The sequence below is a fragment of the Proteocatella sp. QWL-06 genome, assembly GCF_058684135.1.
Genome location: NZ_CM178755.1, coordinates 1,083,825 through 1,096,034, shown reverse-complemented (window position 1 = coordinate 1,096,034; position 12,210 = coordinate 1,083,825). Strand labels below are relative to the sequence as shown.

The following is a 12,210-nucleotide window of genomic DNA, read 5'->3' as shown; positions in this document are numbered from 1 at the left end:
TATCCTTAATCTAAATAATCTTTAAGTTTTTTGGATCTGCTTGGATGCCTTAGTTTTCGGAGTGCTTTCGCTTCAATCTGTCTTATTCTCTCTCTTGTAACTTCAAACTCTTTACCTACCTCTTCAAGAGTTCTGGCTCTTCCATCTTCCAGACCAAATCTCAATCTTAACACTTTCTGCTCCCTTTCATTGAGAGACATAAGAACTTCATCGAGCTGTTCCTTAAGCAGAGAATAAGCCGCAGCTTCTGCCGGTGCAGGTGCATCTTCGTCTGGTATGAAATCGCCAAGGTGACTGTCTTCTTCTTCTCCGATAGGTGTTTCAAGAGACACAGGTTCCTGGGATATTTTCTGTATTTCTCTGACTTTTTCTACAGGCATCTCCATTTTTTGCGCAAGCTCTTCAGGGCTTGGGTCTCTTCCTAGTTCCTGCATCAGTTGTCTGGAAATTCTTATTAACTTGTTTATAGTTTCAACCATATGAACCGGTATTCTTATAGTTCTCGCCTGATCAGCAATAGCCCTGGTAATAGCCTGTCTTATCCACCATGTAGCATAAGTGGAGAATTTAAAACCTTTTTTATAATCAAATTTTTCAACGGCTTTTATGAGACCAAGATTACCTTCCTGTATAAGATCAAGGAAAAGCATTCCTCGTCCTACATATCTTTTTGCAATCGATACTACCAGCCTGAGATTGGCTTCTACAAGGAGCTGCTTTACTGTTTCATCGCCTTCATCCATTCTCCTGGCAAGTTCAGACTCCTCTTCAGGTGAGAGAAGTGGTATTTTCCCAATTTCCTTCAGGTACATACGTACTGGATCATCGATTGATACCCCTTTAGGTGCCGAAAGATCTAATGCTTCAGCCTTTACTTCTTCGGCAATCACGCTTTCTTTTTCGTAATCGATATCTTCAATCAGATCAAGGTGATCATCCTTGCTGTCCTCATCGACTACTTCAATGCCTAGCTGGCTTAAGGTTTCATACGTGTTTTCTATTACGTCTTTGTCCATATCAAATGTTGACAAAGCTTCCGTAATCTCTGAAAAAGTCAGAGTCCCGGTTTCTTTTCCTTTTTCGAGCAAACTCTTGATCGTTGCGGCTTCAGAGGCCTTGTTTTCAATATTATCCATTAAATACGCTCCTAATTCTATATTTATTTTATTTGCTTATCTTGCGGTTATTAAGATTTATTATATGCTGTCCTATTTTCAGTGCGAGTCTCAGAGAATACTCGTCTCCCGATTCCAGTAGTCTGAGCTGCAGCTTCTCAAAGTAGTCTATCTGCTTTTCAAGAGCTATGTTTCTCATATTCTTTTTAAGAAGATAAAGCTCTTCAGTCTCTATTTTAGAGTAATATCCAGAAAACAACTCTTTGTCGTCAAAAGTTCCGTTTGTGAGACTTGCGTATATCCGTCTATTTTCCTTTATACCAAAATCATTTATTGAAAAATACTCTAGATTTATATTACCCATAATGATATTGGCTAAAATCATCTTTTCTCTTTTATCTACTTCAAACGCGTCAGAGTGCATTATCTGATTTACATCAGCATGAGAAGTTTCAGTGTCTAACTCTTCATTATTCCTGGAAAACTGCTTGATGCTGAAGTATTTTCCAAATATATCCTGACCTATAGACTTCACTGAATATCCGCTTTCAGAAGAAAGAAAATAGATTGCATTTTCAACGAAAATGTGACTTGAATTGAACTTATTAAGGTATTTTTTAATAAATTCAACTGATTCCTTCAGAAAATCTATCATCTGAGACTCTGACTTAAGGTTGTATCTGGATCTAATGTTTTTTATGTTGAATATAAGATAGTCATCAGCCTTATCAAGCAGAACCTCAAAAGAATCTTTTCCATATTTAGAAAGATATTCATCCGGATCCTTTGATTCGATTATGGATACTACCTTTACCTCAAGGCCTTCTTCAAGTGCTATTTCCAAAGCTCTGAGGCTTGCCTGTATACCTGCGCTGTCTGAATCATATATTACATACAGCTTATCTGCCGTCTTCTTGATGAGCTTCGCCTGTTCGGTCGTAAGTGAAGTTCCCAGCGATGCAACAGTATTTTTATAGCCAAACTGATGCATTTTAATCACATCCATATAACCCTCAACAAGGAAAATGCTCTTATTTATAAGATTCTTTCTTGCTATATTATATCCATACAGATTGTTCTTTTTCAGGAATATCTTTGTTTCTGGCGAATTGAGATATTTAGGTCCATATTCATCCATCTGCCTTCCACCAAAAGCTATGACTTTATTCCTTGTGTCAAATATAGGGAACATCATCCTATTCCTGAATCTTGAATAAATTTTATTATCCTTCTGTATAAATATTCCGCTTTCAACAAGACTTTCTTTTGAGAATTTGCCCTTTAATACATTCAGAAGTTCAAAGCTGTTATCTGCATATCCAATTCCAAACTCTTTTATCATTTCTGGGAGTACTCCTCTGTTTTTAAGATAGTCAATTGCGAAAGTGGTATTAATAAGTTTTTTGTAATAAAATCTTGCTGCCTCAGTATTTATTTCTCTAAGCTCGGCTTCAGATTTTTCCTGACCGAAATATCCTTCGTTGTTTCGCAATGAAATATCAATGTTCAGCTTTTCTCCAAGGATTTTCAGAGCATCAATAAAATCCACATTTTCAATATCCTGAATGAATTTAATTACATCTCCACTCCTGCCGCATCCAAAACACTTGTAGATCTGTTTATTTTCACTTACAACAAAAGATGGAGTATTTTCATTATGAAACGGACAACATGATTTGTAGCTTGAACCATTGTTCTTAAGATCTACATATTCCGAAATTATGTCAACTATGTTTGCTTTATCCTTTATTTCATTAATAATGTTATTATCTATACTCATATATTCTCCATTCATTGTCCCAATAATACAATTCTGCAACAATAAGGATTTTCCTTCTAAATTTTGTTGTAAAAAATAAAAATTTAAAGGGTTTCCTTTAAATTTTTCTCATCAATTCCTGAAAATCTCTAAAATCTATTGTCTGTTCTTTATCTGACAGAGCCTCTTCAGGATTCTTATGAACTTCTACCATTATCCCATCAGCTCCTGCCGCCAGAGAAGCACATGACATTGGTATTACTAGGTCCCTTATGCCTGTTCCATGACTTGGATCAGCAATAACAGTAAGACCTGTTTCTTTTTTAATTATTGGTATTGCCGCAATATCCATAGTGTTTCTTGTATAATCATTGAATGTTCTTATACCTCTTTCACACATTATGATATCCGAATTTCCAGATTCATAAATATATTCCGCTGCTCTAATCCATTCATATATGGTTGCAGCCATTCCTCTTTTCAAAACCACTGGTTTTCCATATTTTCCAGCTTCTCGTAAAAGTGTAAAGTTCTGCATGTTTCTTGAACCTATCTGAATTATGTCACTTACTTCCGCAACTTCAGGCAGGGATTCTGTGTCTACCGCTTCAGTAACGACCCTTATACCGACCTTTTTTCTTACTCTGTCAAGTATCTGCAATCCTTCTGATTTCAATCCCTGGAAATCACGATTGGAAGTCCTGGGCTTATATGCTCCGCCTCTAAGAACCGTAGCTCCGTTTTTTTTCACAAATTCAGCTATATCAAGAAGAAGTTCTTCAGATTCGATTGAGCACGGGCCAGCAATTATTATTTTATTTTTATCCTCATTGTAAAGATTATCCAGTTTTTTTATATTGAGTTTTTTAAAATCATTTCTTATCATAATATTCTATCACCTGCATTTATTCAAGAGCAAGAAGCTCAGCTTTAACTACACCATTTAGCATCTTCAGATTCTCAATAAGTGTGTCTATATCTGTCTCCATCTTGGATATCTCTATTGTAATTGAAACATTGGCTATCTTGTTTATTGGTAGATCCTGATTTATCGTGAGTATATTAACTTCATTGCTTGAAAGATGCTTCAAGATTGATGAAAGCGTTCCTCTCTCGTCTTTAAGCAGAAAAGAGAGAATTGCCTTATTCCCTACCATACCTTCCGAAAGTCCAAAAACATAATCTTTATACTTATAGAACGTGCTTCTTGAAATATCCACCTTCTTAACAGCCTCCGATATTCCTTTTACGCTATTCGTCCTGAGAAGCTCTTTAGCTGTCAGGACCTTTTCAAAAACCTCTGGCAAAACACTGCTGTCAATAACTAAAAATTTCTTCAACGGTAAATCCCCCATTCAATTTATTTGAGTTTATCATTTCTATCTTCTGTTTTCTTGTCATGCCTTTAATATGATGCTCTCTCTTCAAAGCCTCATTAACTGAACTTAATTCTTCTGAGTAAACAAGCTTTACCGGCGTTCTCCCTCTTGTATACTTTGCTCCTCGAAAAGAGTTATGTGCATATATTCTCTTACTGAGATCTACTGTATATCCAGTATATAATGTGCCGTCCTTACATTGAACTATATATACATAATATTTTCTTTTTCCAGGCATCATGTGAATATTCTCACTTTAATTATTCTGTTTTTTGAAACTAATTCCACTATGAATTTATAGTTATAGTAGTTGACTATCTCTCCATTTTTAGGAAGCCTTCCAAGTACGCCTATGATAAACCCACCAAAGGATTCAAATTCTTCAGATTCAAAATTGGTTCCTATGAGGTCATTCAATTCATCAAGCTTTATGTTTCCATTTACGACATATTCATCTTCCTTGATTACTTCAATATCGCTCTCAATGGTTTCATCAAATTCATCGTTTATATCTCCAAATATGCTTTCTATTATATCTTCCATGGTTACGAGACCAGCAACCCCTCCATATTCATCAAGGACAATGGCAATGTGATTTCTGTCTCCCTTCATCTGCTTGAAGAAATCTGATATTTTTATGAATTCAAACGTCATGAGAGGCTCTCTCATATAATTTTCTACTTTAAAATTTTCTGAGAAGTCCTTTTCTGATATATTGCTGAAAAAGAGATCCTTCGCATATATCATTCCTATTATGTTGTCTATTGTATCTTCATATACAGGGAGTCTTGAGAATTTCTTGTCATTAAAAGCCTCAAGAACTTCATCGTAATTTGCATCTTTTGATATAGCAAGCACATCCATCCTCTGAATCATCAGATCTCTTACTCTCAGATCTCCAAACTCAAATATGTTGTATATCATTTCTTTTTCTTCATTTTCAAGTATTCCTTCTTTACTTGACACATCAACTATTGTCCTTAGCTCTTCCTGAGTGATGAATGGCTTTTTGTCATCCGGTTTTCCTCCCAGCAGCTTGATTATAATATTTGTAAGCTTTGAAAGCAGGAATACAAAGGGTGAAAAAAGTGTTGAGAGGATATTTATTATTGGGGCAACAAATAAGGCAAATTTTTCCGGATACTGCATAGCAAGATTTTTCGGAGTTATCTCGCCAAATATCAGGATTAATATTGTCATTATAATAGTCGCAAGCCCTACTCCTCCATTCCCAAAAAATGAAATTGCAAGCATAGTTGCAACTGCTGATGCAGCTGTGTTAACAGCGTTATTTCCTAAAAGAATAGCTCCCAGCATCTTGTTTGGTGTGTTAAGCATCCTTTCTATTGTAGATGCATTTTTGACTTTTGATTCAACCATGTGTCTAAGCCTTATTTTGCTGAGAGACATAAGTGAGGTTTCTGAAGCAGAAAAGAAACCCGAAACAATTATCAGTACGACAAGCAGTATTAACTGAATATAAGTGCTGAATTCCATATCTTCTCCTTAAATTAATAATTCCACTGTGTTTTACAATATTTCCTTCACTGAATTAAATTATACAACAGAATCGAACAAATTGCACTACAAAGCAATATTAAAATTGTAAATTTTTAATATGATTGTTATAATGTTTATGGAGGTAATAATTATGAAAACACTTATTTTTGGACACAAAAATCCTGATACAGATTCAGTATGCAGTGCAATAGCATATTCATTCCTGAAAAATTCTCTGAATGAAGAAACAGAACCAAGAGTCCTTGGGGAAATTAAGAATGAAGCCAGATATGTACTTGATCATTTTCATTTGCCTTATCCTGAAATTCTGGATAATGTAAAAACTCAGGTAAAGGATGTACCTTATTATAAATCAAAGTCTATAGACGAACATAATTCATATCTCAAAGCGTTCAAAACCATGGATGAAAATTCACTTAACACCATAGCTATAACAGATGAAAATAATTATCTTACAGGAATATTGAGTATTAAAGATATTGCAATGGAGCTTATCAGGGGTGATTTTAAAAACTTGAATTCAGTATTTAATAATATCCTTATCCAGCTTGAAGCCAGAATACTCGTGTCAGCCAATCTTCATAATGATTCTTCCATAATTGGAAATATATCCGTTGCAACTGATTACCACGGTTCGCTTAACAACAGCTATAATAAAACAGATATAGTTATTACAGGAGACATATTCCCACTTATTGAAAAACTACTCGAATATAATGTCGGAATGATAATAATATGCAGTGAAACTGTTATTCCAGAAGAAATTGTAAATACTGCTCAAGCAAAGAATATTGCAGTGATTCAGACGAATAAAGATACTTATGCTGTAAGTAAGATAATTCAACAGTGCAATTCTGTAAAAAATATAATGAAGAAAAACGAAATAGTAAAGCTGAATATTAATGATTATCTTACAGACGTAAAGGAAGAGATAGCCAACACAAATTATAGAAACTACCCTATTGTAGATTCAGATGGAAAATACCTTGGATTCCTTGACAGAAAGTCACTTTCTGCTACTTCAAGAAAAAAGGTTATCCTGGTCGACCACAACGAAGAAAACCAGAGCGTGTATGGGTTGAACGAGGCGAATGTAGTGGAAATAATAGATCATCACAAACTCGGTGGACTCACATCCGTTGAACCTATTAATTTTCTGAATTATCCAGTCGGGTCCACATGTACAATAGTATATCAGCAATATGAATTTAACAAAATCGGCATCCCTGAAAATATCGCAGGTATACTGATAAGCGGAATACTGTCAGATACACTGTCATTCAAATCACCTACATGCACACATTATGATATCATCGCAGTAAAGGAATTGAATAAAATAGCGAAGCTTAACCTTGAAGATCATTTCTCCAATATGTATAAAGCTGCATGCTCCACAGAGAATCTTACTATAGAGGAACTCCTCTATACGGATTCAAAGGAGTTTACAAATATAAATGAAAAATTCAGGATATCTCAATTTTTCACTTCAGACCTTGAATTCATTGAAAGCAACAGCATTGAGATAATGGGTAAGCTGAAGTATGAGTCTGAGAATAAAAACTACTTCCTTTTCCTGCTTGCCGTCACAGACATAATAAAAGAAGGTTCCTACCTGTATTATTTCTGCAGGGATAATAATTTTATATCCAGGGCATTCAACTGCAATGATGCCCAAGGAGTTTTTGCTGAAAATATAGTTTCAAGAAAAAAACAGATAATCCCACAGATAATATCTGAACTTAACAGTAAGATGTAACAGGAGCCGCCTATGCTGAAAATATACAAAACTATAAATGATGTAACCAAAGAAATCAGCACTCTTGAAGACGGGGTATGGATTAATATGATAAACCCTTCTCAAGAAGAGCTTGCAAATATAAGACTCCGATATAATATCGAAGAAAGCCATCTTAAGGCTGCTCTGGATGATGAAGAAAGCCCAAGAATAGATGTTGAAGACGAGAGCACTCTGTTCATAATTGACGTCCCTATTCCATTTGATGATGTTACGCTTGAAGGGTCAAGGATTTATGGCACTGTCCCTATCGGCATAATTATAGGGGAAGAAGCAATAATTACAGTGTCCACTCAGGAAGTCAAGCTTCTTAATGATTTCATAAAAATGAGAGTTAAGGGATTTCATACAGCGAAAAAGACAAGAATCATACTTCAGATAATGTACAAAAATGCTACTTATTATCTGTTTTATCTTAAGCAGATAGACCGCCTCAGTGAATCTATTCAGAAAGAGCTTCATAAATCAATGAAGAACGAAGAGCTACTCCAGCTTCTTTCACTTGAAAAGTCACTTGTATATTTCACGACCTCTCTAAAGGCAAATGAAGTCGTGTTTGAAAAAATGATGAGGTTGGATGTAATAAAACAGTATTCTGATGATAAAGATCTCCTTGAGGATGTAATTATTGAAAATAAACAGGCTATAGATATGTCACAGACTTATGGAAACATACTTAACGGAACTATGGGAGTGGTTGGATCTATAATTTCAAATAACCTTAACATAGTGATGAAAGTACTTACTTCCCTTACAATTATACTGGCAATACCTACCATAGTAGCTAGCTTTATGGGTATGAACGTTCCTGTCCCTTTAGCAGATAACCCATTGGGGTTCTTGACTATAATATTGATAACCATAGTTATCACTGCAGCATTTACACTCTTCATGCTTAAGAAAAAGCTATTCTAATTAAATTTGCATAAAAGCTGTGTACAGATCCTACAGAGGATTGTTACACAGCTTTTATATTAATTCATATTTCTAAGCAGTCCTTCTATTATTCTCATCGAATTATCTACTGCAAGAGGAACAAATTTCTCAAAGTCTACACTGGCCCCGGTGTTTGCATTGTCAGATATTGATCTGATTACTATAAAAGGTATCCTGTTCTGATGTGAAACCTGAGCAATACTTGCACCCTCCATTTCAACTGCAGCTGCACCAAAAGTTGAATCCAGCCACTTGACCTTCTCATTATCAGCAATGAACTGGTCTCCTGTAGCAATTATTCCTACCATAGTTTTGTTTGATTCACTCTTGAGCTCAACATTTTTTGCTATATTTATCATTGATTCGTCACATTTGAAGTCGTACACATCCATTCTAGGTATCTGTCCATGTCTTTCTCCAAATGCGGTACAGTCAACATCATGCTGTACAAGCGAGCTTGCAATCACAACATCGCCAGGGTTTGCATCAATACTTACGCCTCCTGCTACTCCAACATTTATGATTCTGTCGACATCAAACATATCAACAAGTATCTGACTGCAGATTGCAGCATTTACCTTTCCTATTCCGCTTACTACAACTACTGCATCATGATTCCAAAGCTTTCCTTCAAAAAACTCCATGCCTGCCTTAATCATGGTATTTTCAACCTTCATTATCTTCTTAAGACTTTCCACTTCTTCAGCCATTGCTCCAATTATACCTATAACCATATTAGTTTTCTCCCTTATTTTCTTCACTTTCTTTTCTTATAATATAATTCTCCTTGAGTTCATGACCAAAATCAACCCATACAAGCTCCTTTGGTCTTGGCGCCACATCAATCATTTCCATATTTACATTGAACATGGATTTTACAGTTGTATATATAGTGTCACAATCTGGTCCTATTATTTCTACATTGTCTCCTGTAAATATTCTGTTTCTTACATCAACAAGCGCCATCTTTCTTTCACTGTCATATTTAATTACCAGACCCATAAAATCGTAATTTCTTATATATGAACTGGTTCCATAGTTCTGAGAATCACCGTTCGGCTTATCAAGATAAAAACCACTGGTGAAATCTCTGTAGCTTGCTTTCTTCAATTCCTCCATCCAAATCGGATTAAATCTGTAATTCTCAGGATCTCTGTAGTATTCATCTATCGCCATTCTGTAAGCTCTTACTACAGTAGCAACATAATATGGCGTTTTTACTCTTCCTTCAATCTTAAAACTGCTTACTCCCGCTTCTATGAGTTCCTTTACATATTCTATCATGCAAAGGTCTTTAGAGTTAAAGAAATATGTGCCTCTTTCATCCTCTTCAATAGGGAAATATTCCCCTGGCCTTTTCTCTTCTACTAGAGAATATTTCCATCTGCATGGATGTGCACAAGAGCCTCTATTTGCGTCTCTTCCTGTCATGTAGTTGCTCATAAGACAACGTCCTGAGTATGATATACACATTGCTCCATGCACAAATGACTCTATATCCATATCCGAAGGTATCTCATCACGTATTTTTTTTATTTCTTCAAAAGAAAGCTCTCTTGCGGTAACAACTCTCTTAACACCCTGTTTGTACCAGAATCTTGCGCTGTTGAAATTTGTGTTGTTGGCCTGTGTACTCCAATGAATCTCCATATCTGGAACCGTCTCCTTAGCTATCATAAGAACACCTGGGTCAGCGACTATTATAGCATCTACTCCTACTTCCTGAAGATATTTCAAGTAGCTCTCCAGCCCTTCAAAGTCATCATTATGAGGTATTATATTGCAAGTGACATATATCTTCTTATTATTTTTTTTTACAAAATCCACAGCTTCTCTCATCTGTTCTTCCGTAAAATTCTTTGACGCAGTTCTAAGTCCAAAATTTTCGCCTGCAATATACACTGCATCTGCTCCATACAATATGGCCATCTTTAATTTTTCAAGATCACCTGCTGGAGCTAATAGTTCAATTTTATTCATATTAAGTCCTTTCATTTTATTATAAAATTCTGATTCTCATTATCTTTTGTATGTTATAGCCAGTCCGTCGCCTATTGGAACAAGACTTGTATAGAAATTCTCATTGGCAGAAGTGAGATATTCGAGATAGTCATTCATTCGTCTGTATATAGTACGTTGTCTGCGCTCTACATCGGCAATCTCAGGTTCACAGACCATTGATTTATGAAAAATATTATCTGAAATTATTATGCCTCCCGGATTGACTCTGTCAAATACCATATCAAAGAACAGTTTATACTGTCCCTTTGCAGCATCAATGAACACCATATCATAAAAACTGTTTTTTACAATACTTTCAGCTTCAAGTGCATCAATATTTACGATTTCAATCCTGTCCTTATATCCCGACTTTTCAACATACTCAACAGCTTTATTATAGCGATTTTCATTTCTCTCAATCGTTGTTATCATACAGTTTCCGTTCAATGCCTTACATAGCATTATAGAAGAGTATCCTATGGCTGTACCGAATTCGAGAATTCTATATGGCTTTTTAATCTCAGCCAGCACCTTTATAAGAGCAAGTGTATCTCTTGTGACGATTGGTACGACATTATCTTTTGCATAGAGCTCCATGTCAATCTGAATTTCGGATGATGCATATGTCTTGTGATTTATATACGCTTCTACCTTATCATTAGTAATATTACTCATTTTTATCCTTCCACATTAATTTCCCAGATATTTTGCTTTATTCAGAAGATGTTCCTCATAAGTCTCGCTGTAGACCTGCTCTCCACTTCCATCATTTTTCGCAAGGAAATAGAGATATTCAGTATCTGCCGGCTCAATAACTGCCATGATTGCCTTTTCACCTGGAGATGCAATAGCAGTTTCTGGAAGGCCTTTGTATATATACGTATTATAAGGAGAATCTATGCTTATATCTTCAGAGGATAGAATCGGTTTTCTTTCTCCTAATATATACTGAACCGTGGCGCAGGATTGAAGTGCCATCCCAATATCCAGTCTTTTTATGAACACAGATGCAACAAGAGGCATTTCATCTTCAATGGCAGCCTCTCTTTCAACAATCGAAGCAAGTGTCACAATTTCATTAACGCTGAATTTAGTAGAATCCAGATTTGGAACTATTGCATTTTTGTAGACGATGTCAAACTGTGACAGCATCTTATCAGCAATTTCTTCAGAAGCGGTACCCTCTTTAAAAAAATAAGTTTTTGGGAAGAGGTATCCCTCAAGTGTTTTTATATCTTCATCATTTAAAAATTCATACTTGTCTATGAAAATACCTGGGTCATTGACCACTCTCATAAAATCATCTGCGCTTCCAATTCCTGTTTCTTCTATCTTGCGCGCTATCTGAATTGCTTCATAGCCTTCTGGAACAATAAGCTTAAGGCCCTTATAATTGTCGCCGTCAATGAACTTCTGCAAAATATCACTTGCTGTCATTGATTTATTTATTATATAGTCTCCAGCTTTTATGTTAGTTTTGTCATTATCAGCAGCATATTTTTTCAGCGCTTTTGCATCCTTTATATATCCATATTCTTCAAGTTCATTTGCTACAGCCGTTATATTTGTGCCTGATTTAACTTCATATAATATTTCTGTGCTGTCGTTAATGTCGACTGCCGAAAGCTTTTGTTCCTGCGAACATCCTGAAATCATAAAAAAAGATAAAAGAATAAGAGAAATCAGTATTTTTTTTATCATAGT

Annotated in this window: 12 protein-coding genes; 2 read left to right on the top strand and 10 right to left on the bottom strand. The window is 35.5% G+C overall.

Going from position 1 to position 12,210, the window contains the following annotated elements; translation table 11 throughout:
* Positions 1–5: 5 nt before the first annotated feature.
* From rpoD to AC4PGZ_RS05230, 6 genes are all read right to left on the bottom strand, one after another.
* Entirely contained in the window at positions 6–1,136 is a 1,131-nt protein-coding gene (rpoD, locus tag AC4PGZ_RS05255) for an RNA polymerase sigma factor RpoD (RefSeq protein ID WP_492160005.1), read from the bottom strand.
* A gap of 28 nt (positions 1,137–1,164) precedes the next feature.
* Positions 1,165–2,895, bottom strand: a complete 1,731-nt coding sequence (dnaG, locus tag AC4PGZ_RS05250) for a DNA primase (RefSeq protein ID WP_492160004.1) — start codon at positions 2,893–2,895, stop codon at positions 1,165–1,167.
* Positions 2,896–2,992: 97 nt separating this feature from the next.
* Positions 2,993–3,760 carry a 3-deoxy-7-phosphoheptulonate synthase gene (gene aroF, locus AC4PGZ_RS05245; protein ID WP_492160003.1) on the bottom strand — a complete coding sequence of 256 codons (768 nt, stop codon included), beginning with the start codon at positions 3,758–3,760 and terminating at the stop codon, positions 2,993–2,995.
* Between the two features lie 19 nt (positions 3,761–3,779).
* Positions 3,780–4,214, bottom strand: a complete 435-nt coding sequence (locus AC4PGZ_RS05240; protein ID WP_492160001.1) for an ACT domain-containing protein — start codon at positions 4,212–4,214, stop codon at positions 3,780–3,782.
* A complete protein-coding gene (locus AC4PGZ_RS05235) occupies positions 4,192–4,494 on the bottom strand; it encodes a GIY-YIG nuclease family protein (RefSeq protein WP_492160000.1) in 303 nt (100 codons plus the stop codon). The genes AC4PGZ_RS05240 and AC4PGZ_RS05235 overlap by 23 nt, the downstream gene beginning before the upstream one ends.
* Positions 4,491–5,750: a hemolysin family protein gene (locus AC4PGZ_RS05230; RefSeq protein WP_492159999.1), complete on the bottom strand. Its 1,260-nt coding sequence runs from the start codon at positions 5,748–5,750 to the stop codon at positions 4,491–4,493. The genes AC4PGZ_RS05235 and AC4PGZ_RS05230 overlap by 4 nt, the downstream gene beginning before the upstream one ends.
* Positions 5,751–5,904: 154 nt before the next feature.
* Between AC4PGZ_RS05230 and AC4PGZ_RS05225 the strand changes: the two genes are divergently transcribed.
* The gene (locus AC4PGZ_RS05225) at positions 5,905–7,530 is read left to right on the top strand and encodes a putative manganese-dependent inorganic diphosphatase (RefSeq protein WP_492159998.1); all 1,626 of its coding nucleotides are present in this window, start codon (positions 5,905–5,907) and stop codon (positions 7,528–7,530) included.
* Between the two features lie 12 nt (positions 7,531–7,542).
* Positions 7,543–8,484, top strand: a complete 942-nt coding sequence (locus tag AC4PGZ_RS05220) for a magnesium transporter CorA family protein (RefSeq protein ID WP_492159997.1) — start codon at positions 7,543–7,545, stop codon at positions 8,482–8,484.
* A 59-nt stretch (positions 8,485–8,543) separates the two neighbouring features.
* Here the strand turns inward: AC4PGZ_RS05220 and AC4PGZ_RS05215 are convergent, their stop codons facing one another.
* Genes AC4PGZ_RS05215 through mltG form a run of 4 tightly spaced genes read right to left on the bottom strand, consistent with a single transcriptional unit; the run spans position 8,544 to position 12,207 of the window.
* Entirely contained in the window at positions 8,544–9,239 is a 696-nt protein-coding gene (locus tag AC4PGZ_RS05215) for a 5'-methylthioadenosine/adenosylhomocysteine nucleosidase (protein ID WP_492159996.1), read from the bottom strand.
* Position 9,240: 1 nt separating this feature from the next.
* A complete protein-coding gene (locus AC4PGZ_RS05210) occupies positions 9,241–10,485 on the bottom strand; it encodes a peptidase U32 family protein (RefSeq protein ID WP_492159995.1) in 1,245 nt (414 codons plus the stop codon).
* Between the two features lie 39 nt (positions 10,486–10,524).
* Entirely contained in the window at positions 10,525–11,181 is a 657-nt protein-coding gene (locus AC4PGZ_RS05205; RefSeq protein ID WP_492159994.1) for an O-methyltransferase, read from the bottom strand.
* Between the two features lie 15 nt (positions 11,182–11,196).
* A complete protein-coding gene (gene mltG / locus AC4PGZ_RS05200) occupies positions 11,197–12,207 on the bottom strand; it encodes an endolytic transglycosylase MltG (RefSeq protein ID WP_492159993.1) in 1,011 nt (336 codons plus the stop codon).
* Positions 12,208–12,210 lie beyond the last annotated feature (3 nt).

What these genes read in the sequence shown, in the direction of transcription:
- AC4PGZ_RS05210 (WP_492159995.1), bottom strand. Translation starts at nt 10,485, where the DNA reads ATGAATAAAATTGAACTATTAGCTCCAGCAGGTGATCTTGAAAAATTA.
- AC4PGZ_RS05220 (WP_492159997.1), top strand. Translation starts at nt 7,543, where the DNA reads ATGCTGAAAATATACAAAACTATAAATGATGTAACCAAAGAAATCAGC.
- AC4PGZ_RS05235 (WP_492160000.1), bottom strand. Translation starts at nt 4,494, where the DNA reads ATGATGCCTGGAAAAAGAAAATATTATGTATATATAGTTCAATGTAAG.
- AC4PGZ_RS05225 (WP_492159998.1), top strand. Translation starts at nt 5,905, where the DNA reads ATGAAAACACTTATTTTTGGACACAAAAATCCTGATACAGATTCAGTA.
- rpoD (WP_492160005.1), bottom strand. Translation starts at nt 1,136, where the DNA reads ATGGATAATATTGAAAACAAGGCCTCTGAAGCCGCAACGATCAAGAGT.
- AC4PGZ_RS05215 (WP_492159996.1), bottom strand. Translation starts at nt 9,239, where the DNA reads ATGGTTATAGGTATAATTGGAGCAATGGCTGAAGAAGTGGAAAGTCTT.
- aroF (WP_492160003.1), bottom strand. Translation starts at nt 3,760, where the DNA reads ATGATAAGAAATGATTTTAAAAAACTCAATATAAAAAAACTGGATAAT.
- dnaG (WP_492160004.1), bottom strand. Translation starts at nt 2,895, where the DNA reads ATGAGTATAGATAATAACATTATTAATGAAATAAAGGATAAAGCAAAC.
- AC4PGZ_RS05205 (WP_492159994.1), bottom strand. Translation starts at nt 11,181, where the DNA reads ATGAGTAATATTACTAATGATAAGGTAGAAGCGTATATAAATCACAAG.
- AC4PGZ_RS05230 (WP_492159999.1), bottom strand. Translation starts at nt 5,750, where the DNA reads ATGGAATTCAGCACTTATATTCAGTTAATACTGCTTGTCGTACTGATA.
- mltG (WP_492159993.1), bottom strand. Translation starts at nt 12,207, where the DNA reads ATGATAAAAAAAATACTGATTTCTCTTATTCTTTTATCTTTTTTTATG.